This window comes from Mucilaginibacter frigoritolerans (assembly GCF_007830615.1).
GTDB lineage: Bacteria > Bacteroidota > Bacteroidia > Sphingobacteriales > Sphingobacteriaceae > Mucilaginibacter > Mucilaginibacter frigoritolerans.
Map to the genome: position 1 here is coordinate 234,563 of NZ_VLLI01000004.1, position 20,001 is coordinate 254,563.

Below are 20,001 nucleotides of genomic sequence, written 5' to 3' on the forward strand. Positions count from 1 at the left end.
AGTTTTTAGGGTGATTAAATTTGTAGGCAGAATAATCCACTCCATCTAATTCAATCATCTCTCAAATACAATTGGTTAATACAAAGAAATAAGATTATGCCAAATAATCAGCATAAAATGTCAAAAAAACAGGTAAAGGATTTGCTGCAATTAAAACATCTCGCCCAGGTTAACAAACAAGCCATGCGATCCATACAAACCGGCGGCATAATCCAGGCAAACGTTGGTATCTGAGTGTTTGTTAACTTTTATGCGCAAGCCTGTTCCAGCTGCGGGGGCAACTTTTTGAAACCTGTTGGTTTGAAACTCCGAGAGGCTTTCGGCATTAGCAAACACCACACCGCCAATTAAACCATTTTTAGTGATGCCGAAGCGATATTCGCTTTCCAGGTAAAGGAAGTTTTTACCCCTGAATCTATCCTGCTCATAACCACGGCCAGAATTATTATACATGTCCTCTCCATTGGCCGGAAGGTCAAGATAAGGAACGTTGCCTGATGTAAATTGAGCAATGCTCCAAAAAGCAAGGATGTTGTTTGATTTATCGGATAGTTTTAAAAACTTCTTGAACTCTAAATTCAATTCCTGCCAATTATGATCGCTGCCTAAAAAAGTATAATTATCACGATAAGTAATGGAAGCTAAACCACCGCCAAGCGGATTTATTTTATTGCGGCGGCTATCATACAACAAGTTTAAAGTAAAGCCCGATGAGGTTGATTGTGGAGCAAATCCATATTTGGTAAAATCAGATACGGTATTATCAGCATTGCCTTTTTGTGTGATGTTGTAATGATAATCAAGATTATAACCTACGCCACCGTAAAAATCAGGAAGCATCTTTTTAAAGACGGTGAAATAGGTTCTCATGTAGGTAAAGTCAATTGGATTATCCTTGGCTTGCCTAGTGCCGGCACCTAAACCATAAGTATCTTCCGGATATCTTTCCAGGCGCAGATCGGTAACTAGTTTGTAATCATTACTATGGGCCCAAATTTCCGATCGGCTGGTAAATATAATCTGACCCTTGGTATCGTAAATCGTTTCAGCATCAATCGCCGATAAATTTTCTTTATGGCTGCTGCTGGTGTAAAAGGCAACATTTCCGGTTAAATCAACTGCAAAACCTGTTGACAAAGAATACCCGAATGCTGGTACCAGTGAAAAATTCAGCTTACTTGATTTTTGACGTTTGGTTTCAGCAGCTGTTTTACCTAAAATCCGGTAAAGAATATCAATAGCATCCAGCTGTTTTGACGAATCAATAATGGGCAATTGTGTTTTTTCTGTTGTATTGGTTTTTACTAATAAAGTATCCTTTTGGGCATAACCGTTATAAAAACTTAGAACTATAAACAGACAGAATAAATATTTCAACTTTTTCAAAATGGGGTATTTGTAAAACTAATTTGATGCCGTGTAATAAGATTTTAATGATATCATTTAAAATTGTTATCCATTCATTTGCTAAAATAACAGATGTATGTAATTAAAACAATTCCCCAAGGTTAACAAAAAACCCATGCGACCCGCCTACACCAACACCATAATCAATACAAATGTTTGTATTGGAGTACTTATTAAGTTTTAAGCGCAAGCCAGTACCTGTTGCAGGTGCAATTTTTTGAAAGGTATTTGACGGATATTCGGTAAAACTTTCAGCATTGGCAAAAATCACCGCGCCAAGCAAACCATTACGGGTAATTCCAAACCGGTATTCGCCTTCCATATAAAGCATGTCGCGCCCTCTGAACCGGCCCACCGCATAACCACGACCACTGTTGTTATACATGTCACCACCGGTGCTTGGCAAATCAAGGTAGGGCACATTACCTGTAGTAAATGCTGCCATACCCCAAAGGGCCAGCACATTGTTGGATGATGGCGACAAGCGGATGTATTTCCGGGCATCCAACTGTAACTCTTCCCAATTTGCATTGCTGCCTAAAACGGTTAAATTTTGCCGATAAATAACGCTCAAGTAACTGCCTACAAGCGGATTTAGCTGATTTTTTCGGCTATCAAACAAAAAATCAAGATTAATACCAGAAGAGGTTGATTCACGGGTTTGTCCGTATTTAGTAAAGTCAGAAACGGTACCGTTTTGGTTTCCCTCTTGGGTAATGTTATAATGGTTATCCAGATTATACCCTATGCCGGCGTAATAATCATTTCCCAGCTTACGCAGTACGGTTTCATAAACGCGCAGGTAGTAAAAATCAATGGGATTATCTGTAGCAAAGGTGGTAAAAGTACCCAGGCCGTAAGTATCGGTTGGATATTTTTCCCAACGCAGGTCGCTAACTAATTTGTAATTGTTGCCCGGCAGCCATATTTCTGAACGCGTTAAAAAAGTTTTTTGGCTCTCGGAATCGTAGCCCAGATCGGCAGCAATAACTGAAAAATTTTCATGATGGTCTGAACCGGTATAAAAGCCCACATTGCCGGTAATATCAATAGTAAGCCCTGTTGATAGGGTATAACCACCGTAAGGTACTACCGAAAAGCTAGCCTTTTGTGCTGCTTCTTTTTTATTGGGCGATGAATTTTTATCAAAAAATCTTTCAACAATGTCAATCATATCCCGCTGGCCACCGGAGTCGGCAATAGCACTGCGTGAACCGTACGGAGCAGATGGTTGCAGCAAAACGGGTGGGTCTTGCCGACAGCTGGCACGTGTAGAATATAAAATTGCGATTAAGATGAGTAAATAAATAGGTGTCTTCAACTACAAGCGCAATTAATTAGCATAAAATTATTTCAGGGATATTATGCCCCTGTGACTTCAGTTTTATCAAATCGTTTAACCCGCCCAAACTATTCCCTGCTACTCAAAACTTTCGAAACTAAACCAGTTTAAGGTGCATTTATTGTTAAGTTTTAAGGATAAATGCCTATTGCTTCAGCATTGTTACATTGTAAATAATGGCATTAAATGGGGGTAATGCTGACTTAACTTTGAGGGTCTGGATGTTAAGCAAGCCCCACCTAAACGGCGAAGCCTTCATGAATACCTTGAAACATTCAAACAACATATGAATAATCCTCTCCGCCTATAGGCGGAGAGGACTTGAAAAAAAAGCACGGTGAAGCTAAAGTCTCCCCAACCGGGGGAGATTTAGAGGGGGCTTTTTTCCGAATTTACCAAATGGTAAGTGCCCGCCATTTTATACTGCTGAAATTTGTGCTATTAAATATTAACACAATGGAAAAGCAATTTAAAAACAACGCTTCATTACAAGGTAAAAGGATAGTTATATTAGGTGGAAGCTCAGGCATTGGACTGGCAACCGCCATAGCAGCATCTGCCGAAGGCGCTGACCTGGTGATTGTATCAGGCAACCAACAAAGAATAGATAATGCATTAAAGGAATTACCCAACCAGGGTACCGGCTTCGCTGTAGACTTAAGTAAAGAAGAAAATATCAAAAACTTTTTTGATACAATTGGTAATTTCGACCACCTGGTTTATACCGCTGGCGAAAACTTAACGCTGAATGCTTTGGCTGATACGGAAATTGAAAAAGCCCGTGATTTCTTTAATATTCGTTACTGGGGTGCTTTTGCAGCCGTTAAATACGGTGCAAAACACATTAATGCAGGTGGTTCAATTAGTTTAACAGGTGGTATTGCAGGTGCTCGCCCCGGAGCGGGCTGGGCTATTGCAGCCAGTATTTGCGGTGCCATGGAAGGATTTGTAAGAGCAACTGCCGTTGAGCTGGCACCTGTAAGGGTTAATAGTGTAGTACCCGGCGTAGTAAAAACCAACTTATGGAACAGCTTTAGCGAAACAGACAGGGAAAATCTTTATAAATCAGTAGGTGATTCCTTATTGACTAAAAGGGTTGGCGAAGCCGAAGATATTGCGTTAGCTTTCTTATATCTGATGAAACAGCAATTTGGCACCGGCCAAAATATAATTATTGATGGCGGGGCAGTACTGGTTTAAGCCAGTATGCTTCTTAATGGAGATGTATTATTTTAACAAAAGGCTGTATTATATTGTCTGTTATTTCACCATAATCATTATTTAGTTTTACTTTGTGTTCAAATTACACCAATTGATAAGCTTATCATCAGGCTATTGAACCAATAATCATGAAAACTAAAATTTACAGGCATATTTTGTGCGGCCTTTTTGCTGTCGGCACGCTAAATTATGCATCGGCACAAACCAAAGCCGACCAGGCAACAGATGCTCAGATCAGCGCCATTATAAAAAAGTTAACCCTTGAAGAAAAAATAACCATGCTGCATGCCAGCGGTGTGTTTACTGCAGGAGGTTGTAAAAGGCTGGATATCCCGGTAGTGAAAACAGATGATGGTCCGCTGGGCGTACGTGAGGAAGTTAAGGAAGGATGGGGATCAGCCAACCTGACTACCGATTCAGCCACCTTTTTTCCAAACGGATCTGCTTTAGCAGCTACCTGGAACCCGGAACTGGCTTATCGTTACGGGCATGATATGGGCGAAGAGGCCCGCGCACGTAATATTACGGTGATGCTGGCACCGGCATTTAATATTTGCCGTAACCCGCTTTGCGGCCGTACTTATGAGTATTACTCAGAAGATCCATTTTTAAATGCAAAACTGGCGGTACAGTCTGTAAAAGGTATCCAAAGTCAGCATGTTGCTGCCTGTGTGAAACACTTTGCAGTAAATAACCAGGAAATTAACCGCGGCAAGGTAAGTGTTGATGTTAGCGAACGAGCGCTGCGCGAAATTTACCTGCCTGCTTTTAAAGCATCTATTATAGAAGGTAAAGCCTGGACCATTATGTCGGCCTATAATAAACTAAGAGGTGTTTATTGTTCTGAAAATGACTATCTGCTAAATAAAGTACTAAAAGGCGAATGGGGATTTAAAGGAATAGTAATAAGCGACTGGGGCGGTGTGCACAGCACAGTTGCGGCCGCCAAAAATGGCCTCGACCTGGAAATGGGCTCCAATCCGCCATACAATACGTATTATTTTGCCGATAAACTGCTGGACTCTGTAAAAGCCGGGAAAGTGAGTATTAAATTGATTGATGAAAAAGTTCGCCGTATTTTATGGGTGCAGTTGCATACCAATATGAGTAAAAACCAGCCCGAAGGAAAAATGAGTACGCCGGAACATGGTAAAACAGCTTATGCTATTGCATCAGAATCAATCGTGTTATTGAAAAATGAAAAGAACCTGCTGCCATTAAATACATCAACCATAAAAAGCATAGCCGTTATTGGTGATAATGCAACCCGTACATTCCACCTGGGGGGCTTCGGTGCCGGTGTTAAGGCCCGCTATGAAATTACTGCACTGGCAGGTTTACAAAACAGGCTGGGTAAAACCATCGACATTAAATTTGCGCAGGGTTATTCCGGTAAATACAGTGCTGTGGGCGAGGTAAATTCACCAAGCCATGGGCCTGATTCTGCTTTAATTGCACAGGCCGTTGCAACTGCAAAAAGTACCGATCTGGCCATCCTGTTTATAGGAGGCAACCGCGATTATGAAAGTGAAAGCCGTGATCGTAAAGATTTAAGTCTGCCTTTTGGCGAGCAAACTTTGGTTGACGCAGTTACAGCTGCAAACCCTAACACCATTGTTGTGGTAGTAGGTGGTGCACCATATGATATCGGCCAAATCAAAAAGAACAACAGCACCATCGTATGGTCATGGTATAATGGTTCTGAAAACGGAAATGCTTTGGCTGATGTGCTGACCGGTAAAATTAATCCATCAGGAAAAATGCCGTTCACTTTCCCGGCAGAGCTTAAAGATTCGCCTTCTGAGGCACTGAATGCATACCCCGGTGAGAATTTAAAGGTTGATTATAAAGAAGGCATTTTGGTAGGCTACCGCTGGTTTGATACCAAAAAGATTGAGCCGATGTATTGCTTTGGTTACGGCTTATCATATACTGATTACAAATATTCGGACCTGTTTACCAACAAAAAAAGCTACAAAGCAACAGATGTAATTACTGCAACCCTAAAAGTTAAAAACACCGGGAAATATGCAGGTAAAGAAACGGTTCAGCTTTATGTGAGCAAAACCGGCTCAGCTGTTGAGCGTGCGGAGAAAGAGCTTAAAGCATTTAAAAAAGTAAACATTACGGTAGGGGAAACTGCTAGTGTGACTTTAAATATCCCGGTTAAAGATTTAGCTTATTACGATACCAAAACCAGCAAATGGGTGGTTGAACCAGGTAAGTATAAAATACTTGCAGGGAAATCATCAAAAGATATTGAAGAAAACGCCACAATTACTGTTGAGTAATTTCATCATTATAGCGATGGTTTTAAAATCTTGAGTATTTAAAAATTAACATCATGCCGAACTTGTTTCGGCATGACGTTAATTTTTAAGATTATCCTCTCACCTGTTTTATCACTGCAATTATATCCTCGTTACCCAGTTTAGCTTCTGCATCCTGAAAAGTTTGATAAGTCACTTTACCCAGCGGGGTTGAGAGGCCGATATCTTTTGCTAATCGTAAGTCCTTAGCAATATGTTTCAGCGCAAAAGCTGCGGTATAGTTATCTTTAATAATAGCATCACCCTTAATTTTAATATACGGGCTACCCATAGCGCCGTTATTAAGCAGCGTAATCAGATCTTCGGTTTTGATGCCATTTTTTTCTGCAAAAAGAACGGCCTCTGCCAGGCCCTGTGAATAAACGCCCAGCAAAGTATTAATAACCAGTTTAGCTTTATTACCTGCCCCGGTATCGCCAACCAGTATGGTAAGCTTACCTATTTTTTCAAGAACAGGTTTGGCCTGCTCAAAAGCTTTTTCATCGCCCCCAACCATAATAACCAAAGTGCCTTCTTCGGCCTGTTTAACACTGCCTGATACAGGTGCATCCAGGTAATAATTACCCTGCTGCTCACACAAATCAGCCATTTGTTTACTAATTGCAGGCGAAACGGTACTCATGTTAATAATGATCTTTCCGCTAACCTTGGCACTCAGTAAACCATTTTCGCCACTAAAAATAGAGGTAATTGCCGCATCGTCAGATACCATAATCACGACTGCATCAGTATCCTGTATCAATTTTTGAGGTGATGATGCTGTAGCGGCGCCCATCGCTTTCAGCGTTTCTTCTTTATCAGTACTGCGGTTATAAACGGTTACCGCGTAACCAGCTTTTATCAATTGCTGCGACATGGGGATCCCCATTTTGCCCAGCCCTATCCAGCCTGTTTTTGTAATACTCATGATCTTATTTTTTATGTAGATGTTAAATAATTCAAAATTAAATATCTTGTTTGCAAAAGTTCTTTTTTAGAACCCTCTCTCCTGGAGAGGGCAGGGTGAGGCTACTACCCCCGACAGTCTTTCATATTCTCCCAATAGCAATTCCTGCTTGCTCACATCATTTGCCGATTCACAAAACGGGCGCAATTGTTTATGGTAAAAATATTTTCCGCTTACTAATGCTGCTTTGTCATTACTTGCTGCCAGCCACGCCTGCGTAACCGGAGCTTCAGCCAAATTATCAGGCGCCAGCGGCCCACCCATTTTTGTGGCAACCCAGCCTGGCTCCAATGCATTTGAATATACTTTAGGCAATTTACGGGCTACGGCAAATGCCAAAATTACGTTATGCAGTTTGGAGTCGCTGTAAGCACTAAAACCATTCCATGGACGATTTTTCCAGGCAAGATCTTTTAGGCTGGCATCACCATCACGGTGCAGACCTGAGCTGATGTAAATTAATCTTTCGGGCTTATTAATTAAACAGGTAAGAATATAGGGCGCCAAACTATTAATAGCAAATACATGCGGCAAACTATCCTTTGTGGTAATTCGGCCCTCCAGGTAACCTACTCCAGCATTGTGGATCACCGCATCAAAATGCCCCAACTCATTCACTTTCTTTGCAAGGTCGATAGTTTCTTCAATGCTCGATAAATCGGCACTCAGCGCAGCTTCTGCACCGGGTACTGCTTTTAAGGCGTCACCGGCTCTTTTTTCATTACGGCCATGAAGTACCACCTTATGCCCTTCATTAACTAATAAGCGTGCGGCCATCATCCCCAAACCATCTGCAGAACCTGTTATAAATATTCGCGCCATGTTAAATTATACTTTAATAACAAAGGTGAGTAAGTAAAAAACAATATCAGTTAACAAATGGTAAAAAAGCAGTTACTTGATGTTTTTCCGGATGCGGCTTAAGGATTGCGGGGTTTAAACTGTGTTACGCCAGCTGCTTACCTGGTATTTTGTCCTTTTTTCATTTTCCAGTCCGCCGTAAATTAGCGTTTTTTCTACTTTAGCAGGTGTAGAAATATCTTCAAAGCGATCTAATTCTTTAAATAGAGAAGATGAAACAGTTTGAGTCGCTTTTATTTCAAAGATGGAAAAACCTTGGCCTTTCTTCATTAATAAATCAACTTCATGACCATTACTGTCCTGCCAGAAATAATAATCTTCGTGCAAGTATAAATGATGATTGTTTTTTTGAAATTCAGCTACAATCATATTTTCGAAAACATTCCCTTTTAAACGGTTGTCTTCCATTTCGACGGGTGTTTTATTTCCAAGCAGGTAGTTTAATAAGCCGGTGTCATAGAAATACAACTTGGGACTTTTGATTAGACGTTTATTAAAATTCTGATGATAAGGCTGTAGAAGAAAAACGATATAACTGCTTTCTAAAATTGACAGCCACGCCTTGGCTGTATTATGAGAAATATCACACTCGTTGGCTAATGCGCTGAAGTTAAGCAATTGGCCGGTACGCCCGGCACACAAACCTAAAAAGGTGCGGAATACTGTAAGGTCTCGAATATTCATCAGCTCCGTTACATCTTTTTCAATATATGTTTGAATATAGTTTGAATAAAATACAAAGGGATCTATTTCCCGGTCGTATATCGCCGGATAAAATCCTCTTATAGCAACTTCCGCAGCTGAATCTCCAAGTAAGTTTTTTGACTTTAGTTCACTAAAGTCAAGGGGGAGCAACTTGAATAAAGCCACCCTGCCCGCCAGCGTCTGGGTAATGCTGTTCAGTAAATGGAAATTTTGCGAACCGGATAAAATGTATTGTCCCATCAGATGCGATTCATCTACCCGGCCCTGTATATAAGAAAACAATTCCGGCACACGCTGAACCTCATCAAATATTACTTTATTATCGTAACGATTTAAAAACGCAATGGGATCTTCTGTTGCAAACGAACGTGTATTAGGGTTTTCAAGTGATACGTACCTGTAGTCATCGAACAGCTCCCGAAGCAAGGTAGTTTTGCCAGATTGCCTCGGTCCCGTTAAAGCTAGTATAGGGAATTTTTGCTGTTGTGCTTTAATAATTGGTGCTATCTGCCTGGGAATAAACATAGTTATAGAATGTTTGGTACAAAAATAAGTAATAAACTTCAGCCAATTTATAGTTTACATGATATTTACTTACAAAATACATAGAATTTAAATGCAAAATACATAGAATCTACTTGCATAAGTAAACAACAATACTGCTTAACAAATGGTAAAAAAGCTTTACTTGATGTTTTTCCGGATGCGGCTTAAGGATTGTGGTGTAATACCCAGGTATGATGCAATGTCTTTTAACGGAACCCGTAAGGCAATATCGGGATGTTGCATGGTAAATATGCGGTACTGGGTTTCGGCATCCTCGCCCAGGTAGGCATTGCGGGTATTTACCTTTCTAATTAGGTTCAGCTGGTTTAGCTGATCAATCAATTCTTTTAAATAGGGTAATTGCTGATACAATTCAAGCAGTTTGCTTTTGCTGATGCTCAATACTTCGGTATCGCAGCAGGCCTGTATAAATGATGCGGTATGTACTTCATCATTAAAGCTTTGCAGTATGGAGCAAAGATGATTTTCGTTGTAAAAAATATGCGTAACCTCGGTTCCTTTATCATTTACTGTCCCTATCCGTACCACGCCCTTGCAAACAAAAAACATTTCGCGGGCCACTTTATCCCCCTCAAATAAAAAATCACCCTCTTTAAAAACCTGAGGTTTAAAATATCCGGCAATAATATTCCCGTCGGCAATGGTTATCGGCCTGAATAATTGTAAATAATTGATCAGCTGCTTATCCATAAATCAAAGATGCATTACATCTAACTAAAATGCGTTATATAATGTTAAAATTAACTATTTAAAAGAAACTAATTTATTTCTCATACAACTCAATAAACGCCTTTAACTGCCTTGATGCAGGTACGTTTTTACGGTAAATTAATACGGTGGTCATGGTGCCGAGATCTTTACTAATAGCAAAAGTATTTATGGCCCGGCCTGCGTAATATTGGGATATTATTTCGGCAGGCAGGATGCTGATGCCTAATCCTGATTCTACAAAATTAATAATGCCTTCAATGGAATTCAATACAATGGGTTTGTATTGGATAATTCCTTTTGAGCCCAGCCAGGTTTCAAGTCTCGCCCTAAAAATGCAGCCCTGGTCAAATACAATAATGGTAAGCGGTTGCTTGGTAAGGATATCCGCTAGTTTGGTATATTTTGCCGGAGCAAGTATAACCAGTTGCTCATCTTTAATGTGGATCTGTTCTAGCTCGGGCATATTAACAGGGGCCGATACAAAAGCGGCGTCCAATTTATAATTCAGCACATCATTGATCAGGGCTGTGCGCATGGCCGATTTAAACTCTAGCTCCACATCCGGATATTTTTCCGCAAACAGGTTGATAATTTCAGGTGCCTTAAGGGCCATGGTGGTATCAATGCAGCCCACTTTTAAACTACCAATTATTTGCCCCGCATTTTGGATGTCCCTTTTAGCTTCGTCAATTAAATGGCTTATTTTTTTATGGTACTGCATCAGTGTTTCACCAGCCGATGTTAGCTGCACCTTGCGGGTGGTACGGGTAAAAAGTTCAACGCCAAACTCATCCTCCAGGTTCTTAATCCGCGCCGTAACGTTTGATTGTACGGTAAACATAGCTTCGGCTGCTTTGGTGAAACTTCCATTGGCTGCAACTGCTTCAAATATTTTAAGATCTTGCGTGTTCATTAATCATTAAATATGATATTTATTATCATTATTAATCGTTTTTAATAATCAAATATCTGCATTAATTTTGATTTAAAGAAATAACAAAATGAAAATAAAAACATTGATACAAATAGTGTTGACCGGATTAGCCGGTATTTGCCTGTTGGCAGAAACTGCGACAGCCCAATCGATAAATCAATCTCAATCAAAAAATAAAATGGAAACAAACGCAATTCATTACCAGAAAATTAAGGCCGGTGGTTTAAATATTTTTTATCGCGAAGCCGGACCAAAGGATGCACCTGTAGTTTTATTATTGCACGGTTACCCAACATCATCACACATGTTCCGTAACCTGATACCAATGCTAAGCGGCAAATACCATGTAATAGCGCCTGATCTGCCGGGATATGGGTATTCAGATGCACCCGACAGAAGTCAGTATACTTATACTTTTGATAACCTGGCCAAAACCATGCAGGCTTTTATTGACGAAATGGGCTTGAAACGTTTTGCCGTTTATATATTTGACTACGGCGCGCCGGTAGGCTTGCGTTTGGCTATGGCTAATCCCGAAAAAATAACAGGCATTATTACGCAAAATGGCAATGCTTATGAAGAAGGTTTAAGCACGGCATGGAACCCTATCCAAAAATACTGGGAAGATCCATCACAGCAAAATCGTGATGCGTTGAAGGAGTTTACTACCATAAAGCTAAATAAATGGCAGTATGAAGAAGGAGTAAGCGACACCACCCTGATTGCCCCCGAAACGTATACACTTGATCAGCATTTTATGGATCGCCCGGAAAACGTGGAAATTCAGTTGGATCTGATGAAAGACTATGCGAATAACGTAAAGTTATATCCAGCGTTTCATGCTTATTTCAAAAAATATCAACCAGCTTTATTGGCTGCATGGGGTAATAAGGATCCGTTTTTCCTGCCTGCCGGGGCCGAAGCTTACAAAAAGGACCTGCCCAATGCAACAGTTAAATTTTATAACACTGGTCATTTCGCGCTCGAAACCCATTGCGTTGAAATAGGCAACGATATCCTGGTGTTTTTGGCGAAATTGCCGAAGTAAGAATGGCGATGATATGATGTAAGCCCCCTCTAAATCTCCCCCGGTAGGGGAGACTTTAACTTTGCACGCACTTATTTGTAAGTCCTCCCTACCGGGGAGGATTTAGGTGGGGCTTAATTGTCACCACCAAACGTTCCCCATTAGGTACATCGAGGTTCCAGAGTTCGGCTATGCCCTCCAATTTTACTTTAATAGTGTCAACTTTAAGTTTGCCCGTTGCAGCTAACTGAAACATCTCTGGCAATATTTCGCTAAAAAGCTGACCAACCTGCGCTTTTGACCATGCTCCCAGCCCGGAACCGGTTAACTGCAGATCAATGCTTCTGAGATTTGCTGCCGATAGCTGAATCAAATCGCCAGCCATATTGCCTACGGATACATATCGTATTTTATTGGTAAAAGAACCTTTACCTTTTATACAGGCCAGTATCATTTCAGCGGTGTGTCCCCACAGGTAATCAATAATAACATCAATAGGCGTAAGAGAATGTATTCCGGTAAGCTGTGCTTTAAAACTTTCATCATCCTGCAATAAACCAACCGTTTCATCTGCGCCAAGCGACAAAAGATCATTAAGAGATTGTTGATTCCTGCCCGTTACGATCACTTTTTTTGCACCGTAATGTTTGGCTATCTGCACAGCAACACGCCCGGTAAAACCTGTTGCGCCATTAATCAGCACCACATCACCCGGCTGAATATCTGCTTTAAATTTCAACCCCATGGCTGCACCGATAACGGCATTAGGAAGTGCGGCGGCACTAACATCATCCAGTCCTTCGGGGATTTTCACTATCCGGTCTTTATGGATTGTGGCTTTTTCAGCAAGCATACCACTAATGCCCATGCCGTAAACTCTTGTTCCATCTGCCAGTACGCAAATTCCATCACCGCCAATTACACGTCCGCTTGTCGCCTTTTCATCGCTTGAATAATGTTTGCCGGAAGCCCTGCTTTTATCAAGGTGTTTTATAGCAACTGCTTTTACAGTAACTAATAGTTCATCATCATTTTGAGCAATTGGCTCGGGGAAGTCTGTATATTGAGGTAATCCTCCTTGTTGATACATTACTGCTGCTTTCATTTTGTTTTTCTTTTTGTTGATACAAAATTAGATCGCGAAGCAGTTTTGGGACGATAACATATGTTATCAAGTTCAGAAATGCAGTTTGCCCTTTGCCAGTTTGCTTTTAATGCGACTCAAATGCACCGTACTCACTCCCAGGTATGAGGCAATGTAATGCTGTGGCACCCGCTGAATAATGTGCGGCTTGTTGTTTAATAAATTTTGGTAACGTTGTTCGGGCGTATCACGGATGATGGAAACAAATTCATTAATATAATGTGTTTGCCGCGTTGACATAACCTGCATCATCATTTTTGTAAAGCCCGGCTCGTTATTCAACTCCTCCATCAATTTATTTACATGTTTTTTGGGCAACTGATAAATAACAGAAGGCTCAATAGTTTCTATAGAGAATGCGCTGGGGGTATTGTTCAGAAAACTATCGAGAGAAGTTAACCCTTCGTTTTCGAAAAAGAATTGCACCGTATTATCGCTGCCATTGTTGTTAAAATAGAGGCGTACGCAGCCTTTTTCTATAAAGAAATAATTTTCAGATACCTTACCTTCATCCAGCAAAATTGTTTTCGGCGGAATTTCCAGCCGTTTCTGAAAGGGCAGGTATTTATCCCAGTAAGGATTTAGTTGAGGAAATATATTTCTGAAATGAAAAAGCATTGTTTATTAAATGATAGCTAAGGTAAGGTTAATTTGAAATATGGGTTCATGAACAACTTTAGTCATAGCGTAAGAGAGTATAATTAAGAAACTAATTCCCCGCCCTCTTTATTACTTGCAATAGATCGGGCGGATCCAGCGTAGCGTAGATCGGGTGAGTGAATTCTACGGGCGACATTAACGTAAATGCATTGACTGTATCGACTCATCCCGACGTTCTCCGCCTTTAGGCGGATGGTCGACCTTCTCTCCGCTTCGCGCAAAGAAGGTGAGAAAGAAATTGAAAAAGCATTTTCCATGACTCTATGACATTACGAAGAAGATCTGGGTTGCCCTTTTGTAACGTATTCATATCATATCAGAAGATTTTTTGCAATCGATTGCGTAAATTGTATTTTTACGGTAACCATTATTAAATCCTGTTATAAAATTTTTATGAAATCAAATTTTAGGTACGCTCCTGTAATGCTGCTGCTTATTTTATTTTTTATGATACCGGCATCATATGCTACTATTAAGTTACCGGCCCTGGTTAGCAACGGCATGGTATTACAAAGGGATGCCAAATTAAAAATATGGGGCTGGGCCGCTCCTGGCGAAAAGGTAAGCATCAGCTTTAATGGAAAAAAAGCCGCTGCCATTACAGGAACCAAAGGAAACTGGTTAATATGGCTGCCAGCCATACAAAGCGGCGGACCATTCACCATGAAAATTAAAGGGAGCAATGAAATAATACTAACTGATATTTTAATTGGTGATGTTTGGTTTTGCTCTGGTCAGTCTAACATGGTTTTACCGGTTGAGCGGGTAAAGGAAAAATATCCCGATGAAATACCCGGAGCGAACTATCCCGAAATCAGGAATTTCTTTATCCCTACTTTGGCTGATGTTACCAAACTGCATGATGATTTGCCACAGGGAAGCAAGTGGCTTGCTGCAACATCTCAAAATGTTGGCAGCTTTGGTGCAGCAAGTTATTTTTTCGCGAAAGATCTTTATCAAAAATACCACGTCCCCATCGGTATAATTAATTCAAGCGTTGGCGGTACGCCTATTGAAGCCTGGATCAGTGAGGATGGTTTTAAACAGTTTTCGAATGATGAAACGATGATTAAGAATTTTAAGGATACCGCTTATATGAACCGTTTGGCTCTGAAGCAAGCGGCATTGACAAACGCCAGTAAAAATGAACCCACGCCTGATCCTGATAAAGGTTTAACCGGTGCCAAACCATGGTATGATACCACTTACGTACCCGAAGGCTGGCATAAATTCTGGCTGCCGGGTTATTGGGCAGATCAGGGTGTGAAAGGACTTAACGGGGTAGTATGGTTCAGAAAAGAGATTGATCTGCCTGCCTCCATGGCAGGAACAGTCGCCAAACTGTTTGTGGGTCGTATTGTAGATGCTGATGAAACCTATGTTAACGGGATAAAGGTTGGGGCCACAACTTACCAGTATCCTCCAAGAAGATACGAAGTGCCTGCCGGATTGCTTAAACCAGGCAAAAATATAATTGTAGTAAGGGTAACCAATACTGCCGGAAAAGGCGGCTTTGTGCCCGATAAAAATTACTCCCTGAATGCCAACGGACAGCGTATTGATCTGCGTGGCGATTGGCAATATAAAGTGGGTCAGGTATTTGTTCATACTGATGGTAACTATGGAGACGGAGGGCTGTCCATGCAGAATTCGCCAACCGGTTTATATAATACCATGGTTGCCCCTGCTATTAACTACACCATTAAAGGCATGGTTTGGTACCAGGGAGAAACCAATGCGAACCGGGCCGCAGAATATGGGAAATTGTTGCCGACACTAATAGTCGACTGGCGCAATAAATGGCAGCAGGGCGATGTACCATTTCTATTTGTACAGTTGCCCAACTTTATGGAGGTAAATTATTCGCCATCCGAAAGCCAATGGGCAGAGTTGCGGGAAAGTCAGCGTAAAGCACTTGCAGTAGCCAATACCGCCATGGCCGTAACCATTGATGCGGGCGAATGGAATGATATTCACCCGCTGGATAAAAAAGATGTTGGCGACAGGCTGGCACTTGCTGCAGAACATTTGGCCTACGGCGATAAATCTGTTGTATATTCCGGGCCGTCTTATCAATCCTATAAAATTGAAGGCGATAAAATTATATTAACGTTTACCAATATCGGCAGTGGTTTAATGGTGAAGGGAGGTGGCGATCTTTATTATTTCGCTATCGCCGGAGCTGATAAAAAATACTTCTGGGCCAAAGCTATTATCGATGGAAATACCGTTATTGTACATAGCGATAGGGTAAATGCCCCGTTGTACGTAAGGTATGCCTGGGCCGATAATCCTGAAGGTGCAAACTTGTATAATAATGAGGGTTTACCTGCTTCTCCATTTGAAACTGATGATAAATAATATGAATATTAAAATTATACCACTGGCTACTGTTTTATTAATTGCAGGCTTGTTTGCAAAAGCCCAAAACACACCGGGCATCAAAGTTTGGAACAATAAGCAATGCGCCGTTGTGCTTACTTATGACGATGCCATAGATGTTGATTTGGACAATGTGATACCCGCACTTGATTCCTTAAACTTAAAAGGTACTTTTTATATAATAGGTTCATCACCGGTGGTAAATAAGCGCCTTGATGAATGGCGCTTAGCTGCCAAACACGGGCATGAACTGGGCAATCATGCCCTGTTTCATCCTTGCGATGGGAGCCTGCCTGGTAGGAGTTTTGTGACTGCTGATAATGATTTAAGCAAATACACTGTAAGCCGTGCAGTAAGCGAAATAAGGGTGAATAATACTTTGCTGAAAGCCATCGACGGAAAAGATAAAAGAACTTTTGCCTATCCCTGCGGAGACCTGAAAATTGGGGATGTTTATTTTTATAACGAACTGAAGAAAGATTTTGCAGGCGCGCGTGGCGTTAGTTCAGGCCTGCAAACTGCTGCCGAGGTTAAGCTGGATAATATTGATTGCTATGCCATTAGCGGACAATCCGCCGATTATATGATTGATCTGGTGAAAAAAGCACAACAAGCCCATACACTGCTCGTATTTCTGTTTCACGGCGTTGGCGGCGGTCATAGCATTAACGAGAGTCTGGATGCACACAGCAAACTGTTGCATTATCTTAAAGATCACGAAAAAGAGATCTGGATTGCCCCGATGGTTGATGTTGCTGAAAAGGTCAGTGCCTATCAGGCGGAGAATAGGGCGAAGTAATTGGGAGAAGCCCCACCTAAATCCTCCCCGGATGGGGAGGACTTAAAAGAAACAAACGTTGGCGAAATTAAAGTCTCCCCTTCCGGGGGAGATTTAGAGGGGGCTTCGTACCCAATAACTCTCCGGCGGACCTAAATAACTTGGTTTCTCGCCGCCTGCATTAACTACTATTTTTTGCAATACCACTGCCGGGTTCACCATCCAGTATTTTAAAACATGTCTTCCGGGTTTAGCAATATGATGACTGGTTACCAGTACTTTTATATTATTGCTCACATCCTTACTCCAGGCCGCTTCTGATTTGTCTGCATTGATATTAACCAGTTGCGGCTGCTCGTCATCAATAGATATGGCATAATGCAAGCCGCTGGTATTGGTAAAATCGATGGTTGGCGAAATATAGGTTTCCACTTTTACCACACCGGTGTCAACCAGATTGATTTCATACTCAAGCCGAGGACTGTTACCACCGGGCTGCTGGTTTTTTGCTGTTACCGGCGATGGCATCATTCCGGATAACGTTCTGCCATAATCGGGAATCTTCACCCATTTTACATCAACACCATTTACCGCTTTTGTATAATGCTCAGCCTCGATGGACATATAGCCATTATTTTCATGAAATCCGGGAGTATTAGCAGGAATCGTATTGTTGATCACTGCTTCAATAATAATTTTATCACCGTTGGCCTCGGTAATGGTAAGCGGTATGTGTTGTATCCCTGTCGGGACCTTTGCCCAGTCAATATTTATCCAAAGCCGTTGCTGGTTGCTCACATGGCCGCTTTGTGGTTTAATACTTACGAAGGGGGCTGCCGAAGTAGCCGTAAAATCAAAAGAACCTTGTCCACGGTTAAATATTTCTATGTAGTGGCTCTTTCCACCTGCCGAAAATTCGGGTAGTATAGCTTTTGCCTGTTCCTGCGGCCACCAGGCAGCTGAACCTTCTATGGCTACACCCATTTGTGGCGTGGCGGGCAGGTCAATAGTAGTTACATTAGGTACTTTATTTACACGGGGTTCCTGCCAGTAGGTATAGCCAATATGGGTTTGATCCATCATATGGTCCCATTTCCCATTGGCCATTACTTTATTATAATAGTGCGATATGGCAGAATCTTTTGCATACAATTGTTTCACGCTATCGGCCATTATATTGGTGGCGGCTCTACCTTGTATGGCGTAAAGTTTGTTCTTCGCGGCAGCAAAATACAGCTCGTTAAGGTTTGAACAAGCTTCCACCGGGTGCAGTACTAATTGGTAATAAGCATCCTTGTATTTCGGGTCTATCTTATCATTCAGTTGCTGCGCTTCATTCCGTAATTTGTTGTACTCGTTTACCACGGTTTCAAATTCGCGGTAATCGGTAAGGCTATAGGTGTTCTGATCCAGTAATTCGGGTTTGCGCCTGCTGTTATATTTGGTGTATAGGGTTAAGATGCGGGCAATTTCGCTGCTATATTGAGGCCCAAATTGCTGCGCGGCCCATAGTTTGGTGTATTCATCCAATCTGGCGGCCGGCCATTTATCAGGATTCCAGGCGTAATCAAGGAAAAAGCTGATCGGGAACTCCATAGGTTTTAAATCGCCCACGTTTACTACCCATACCTGTTTGGCGCCGTACTCATAGGCCAGATGCATTTGCTCCCACGTTTTGCTGATGGGGTTGGTATTTAGCCATTTATAATTCCGCGGACCACCAACATAATCAAAGTGATAATAAATACCATAGCCACCTTTGCGCGGCTGTTCGCCTGATTTGGGAAGCTTGCGGATGTTGCCCCAATTATCGTCGCAAAGCAGTAGGGTAACATCATCGGGTACACGCATACCTTTATCGTAATAGTCCTGCACCTCTTTATAAAGAGCCCACATTTGCGGCGTTTTTGAGGCATCTTTCCCGGTTACATCAGCAATAATCTGTCGCTGGTCGCTTACAATTTTTTCCAGCAGTTTAATATTGCTGCCTTCGGTCATTGGCATATCGCCATCGCCACGCATCCCTACGGTTACTATGGTTTCTTTGGTGCCCATGTTCTCGATCCCTTTTTTCCAGAAATCGCGTAGCACCGGGCCATTGGTATCATAATTCCAGGCACCGGTGCCACAGCGTTTCCATTCCTGTTGTGCACGATCCATAGGTTCATGGTGCGAGGTACCCATCACTATTCCATATTCATCAGCCAGTGCAGGGTCCAGCTTGTCATCATCATTAAAAGCATTGCCCCACATGGCGGGCCACAGGTAATTTCCTTTTAAACGCAAAATAAGCTCGAACATTTTTTCATAAACCAGGTGATTTACCCCACCAAATTTTTCCTTCGTCCAGCCGGAAAATGCCGGTGCTTCATCATTAATAAAAATGCCCCTGTATTTCACCTTCGGTTCGCCATCAGTATAAGCACCCGGTAAAACGTATAAGCTGTTTTGCTGTTTCACAGGCACATCGGCCCACCAGTACCATGGCGATACGCCAATTTGTGCCGATAAGTCATAAATGCCATAAATGGTTCCCCTTTTATCGCTACCCACTATTACCAATGCTTTGCTTACGCCCGGCAACGGGTTTTGCACCACCTGGGTAATATGGGCTTCCCACTTGCCGGAAATGGTGCTTACATTTAGCTTTTTGAATTTTATCAGTTTATCTATCAGGGCGCTTTTGCCGATAGTACCAATTATCACTACTTGTTTGGCATTCGTCGGATTACCTGTTATCAACTGAGGCTCGGCATTGGTAACGTATTTAATATCAGTCTGCAAACTTTTTATGGCCCTGATAACACCCGGATACTCTGTTTCACTGCTGCAAAGCGGTGCCGATAGCCCATCTGCCGAAAGGCGGAAATAGCCCGGCGCATCCTTAACCGAAATGTAGGAGGCTGTTCCCGGCGTTTGTGCTTTTGCGGTACTTACCGTAATAAACAGCGCCAGTGCAATTAAAGAAAAATGACTTTTCATTTTG

15 protein-coding genes are annotated in these 20,001 nt (G+C 41.8%); 5 read left to right on the forward strand and 10 right to left on the reverse strand.

Annotated features, from left to right (window positions below; genetic code table 11):
• Positions 1-150 precede the first annotated feature (150 nt).
• Positions 151-1,386 (reverse strand): BamA/TamA family outer membrane protein, encoded by a 1,236-nt coding sequence (locus JN11_RS08655; protein ID WP_170227722.1) that lies wholly within the window; start codon positions 1,384-1,386, stop codon positions 151-153.
• 103 nt (positions 1,387-1,489) lie between these two features.
• Positions 1,490-2,728, reverse strand: coding sequence for a BamA/TamA family outer membrane protein (locus tag JN11_RS08660; protein ID WP_144911690.1), 1,239 nt, complete (start codon positions 2,726-2,728; stop codon positions 1,490-1,492).
• Between the two features lie 477 nt (positions 2,729-3,205).
• On the opposite strand from JN11_RS08660, the gene JN11_RS08665 reads away from it, so the two are divergent.
• Complete coding sequence (locus JN11_RS08665) at positions 3,206-3,949, forward strand: SDR family oxidoreductase (RefSeq protein ID WP_144911692.1); 744 nt, start codon at positions 3,206-3,208, stop codon at positions 3,947-3,949.
• Positions 3,950-4,098: 149 nt separating this feature from the next.
• Positions 4,099-6,261: a glycoside hydrolase family 3 C-terminal domain-containing protein gene (locus JN11_RS08670; protein ID WP_144911694.1), complete on the forward strand. Its 2,163-nt coding sequence runs from the start codon at positions 4,099-4,101 to the stop codon at positions 6,259-6,261.
• 91 nt (positions 6,262-6,352) lie between these two features.
• Here JN11_RS08670 and JN11_RS08675 read toward each other — a convergent pair whose 3' ends face one another.
• The 5 genes from JN11_RS08675 to JN11_RS08695 form a co-directional block, all read right to left on the reverse strand.
• Complete coding sequence (locus tag JN11_RS08675; RefSeq protein WP_144911696.1) at positions 6,353-7,207, reverse strand: NAD(P)-dependent oxidoreductase; 855 nt, start codon at positions 7,205-7,207, stop codon at positions 6,353-6,355.
• A 66-nt stretch (positions 7,208-7,273) separates the two neighbouring features.
• The gene (locus tag JN11_RS08680; protein WP_144911698.1) at positions 7,274-8,068 is read right to left on the reverse strand and encodes an SDR family NAD(P)-dependent oxidoreductase; all 795 of its coding nucleotides are present in this window, start codon (positions 8,066-8,068) and stop codon (positions 7,274-7,276) included.
• Positions 8,069-8,182: 114 nt separating this feature from the next.
• Positions 8,183-9,337, reverse strand: a complete 1,155-nt coding sequence (locus tag JN11_RS08685) for an ATP-binding protein (RefSeq protein WP_246138968.1) — start codon at positions 9,335-9,337, stop codon at positions 8,183-8,185.
• A gap of 159 nt (positions 9,338-9,496) precedes the next feature.
• Positions 9,497-10,069 carry a Crp/Fnr family transcriptional regulator gene (locus tag JN11_RS08690; RefSeq protein WP_144911702.1) on the reverse strand — a complete coding sequence of 191 codons (573 nt, stop codon included), beginning with the start codon at positions 10,067-10,069 and terminating at the stop codon, positions 9,497-9,499.
• A 73-nt stretch (positions 10,070-10,142) separates the two neighbouring features.
• Positions 10,143-11,003 carry a LysR family transcriptional regulator gene (locus tag JN11_RS08695; protein WP_144911704.1) on the reverse strand — a complete coding sequence of 287 codons (861 nt, stop codon included), beginning with the start codon at positions 11,001-11,003 and terminating at the stop codon, positions 10,143-10,145.
• 88 nt (positions 11,004-11,091) lie between these two features.
• Between JN11_RS08695 and JN11_RS08700 the strand changes: the two genes are divergently transcribed.
• Positions 11,092-12,072 (forward strand): alpha/beta fold hydrolase, encoded by a 981-nt coding sequence (locus JN11_RS08700; RefSeq protein WP_246138969.1) that lies wholly within the window; start codon positions 11,092-11,094, stop codon positions 12,070-12,072.
• 88 nt (positions 12,073-12,160) lie between these two features.
• Here JN11_RS08700 and JN11_RS08705 read toward each other — a convergent pair whose 3' ends face one another.
• Positions 12,161-13,156 (reverse strand): quinone oxidoreductase family protein, encoded by a 996-nt coding sequence (locus tag JN11_RS08705; protein WP_144911705.1) that lies wholly within the window; start codon positions 13,154-13,156, stop codon positions 12,161-12,163.
• Between the two features lie 72 nt (positions 13,157-13,228).
• Positions 13,229-13,813: a Crp/Fnr family transcriptional regulator gene (locus JN11_RS08710; RefSeq protein WP_144911707.1), complete on the reverse strand. Its 585-nt coding sequence runs from the start codon at positions 13,811-13,813 to the stop codon at positions 13,229-13,231.
• Positions 13,814-14,248: 435 nt separating this feature from the next.
• Between JN11_RS08710 and JN11_RS08715 the strand changes: the two genes are divergently transcribed.
• Entirely contained in the window at positions 14,249-16,216 is a 1,968-nt protein-coding gene (locus JN11_RS08715) for a sialate O-acetylesterase (RefSeq protein WP_144911709.1), read from the forward strand.
• Between the two features lies 1 nt (position 16,217).
• Entirely contained in the window at positions 16,218-17,036 is an 819-nt protein-coding gene (locus JN11_RS08720) for a polysaccharide deacetylase family protein (protein ID WP_144911710.1), read from the forward strand.
• Positions 17,037-17,129: 93 nt separating this feature from the next.
• On the opposite strand, the gene JN11_RS08725 is transcribed toward JN11_RS08720, so the two are convergent.
• A complete protein-coding gene (locus JN11_RS08725; protein WP_144911712.1) occupies positions 17,130-19,997 on the reverse strand; it encodes a glycosyl hydrolase 115 family protein in 2,868 nt (955 codons plus the stop codon).
• Between the last annotated feature and the right edge of the window lie 4 nt (positions 19,998-20,001).

Excerpts from the sequence above, each read along its gene's own strand:
- JN11_RS08700 (WP_246138969.1), top strand. The coding sequence starts at position 11,092 with ATGAAAATAAAAACATTGATACAAATAGTGTTGACCGGATTAGCCGGT.
- JN11_RS08685 (WP_246138968.1), bottom strand. The coding sequence starts at position 9,337 with ATGTTTATTCCCAGGCAGATAGCACCAATTATTAAAGCACAACAGCAA.
- JN11_RS08670 (WP_144911694.1), top strand. The coding sequence starts at position 4,099 with ATGAAAACTAAAATTTACAGGCATATTTTGTGCGGCCTTTTTGCTGTC.
- JN11_RS08710 (WP_144911707.1), bottom strand. The coding sequence starts at position 13,813 with ATGCTTTTTCATTTCAGAAATATATTTCCTCAACTAAATCCTTACTGG.
- JN11_RS08725 (WP_144911712.1), bottom strand. The coding sequence starts at position 19,997 with ATGAAAAGTCATTTTTCTTTAATTGCACTGGCGCTGTTTATTACGGTA.
- JN11_RS08705 (WP_144911705.1), bottom strand. The coding sequence starts at position 13,156 with ATGAAAGCAGCAGTAATGTATCAACAAGGAGGATTACCTCAATATACA.
- JN11_RS08715 (WP_144911709.1), top strand. The coding sequence starts at position 14,249 with ATGAAATCAAATTTTAGGTACGCTCCTGTAATGCTGCTGCTTATTTTA.
- JN11_RS08690 (WP_144911702.1), bottom strand. The coding sequence starts at position 10,069 with ATGGATAAGCAGCTGATCAATTATTTACAATTATTCAGGCCGATAACC.
- JN11_RS08695 (WP_144911704.1), bottom strand. The coding sequence starts at position 11,003 with ATGAACACGCAAGATCTTAAAATATTTGAAGCAGTTGCAGCCAATGGA.
- JN11_RS08680 (WP_144911698.1), bottom strand. The coding sequence starts at position 8,068 with ATGGCGCGAATATTTATAACAGGTTCTGCAGATGGTTTGGGGATGATG.
- JN11_RS08665 (WP_144911692.1), top strand. The coding sequence starts at position 3,206 with ATGGAAAAGCAATTTAAAAACAACGCTTCATTACAAGGTAAAAGGATA.
- JN11_RS08720 (WP_144911710.1), top strand. The coding sequence starts at position 16,218 with ATGAATATTAAAATTATACCACTGGCTACTGTTTTATTAATTGCAGGC.
- JN11_RS08675 (WP_144911696.1), bottom strand. The coding sequence starts at position 7,207 with ATGAGTATTACAAAAACAGGCTGGATAGGGCTGGGCAAAATGGGGATC.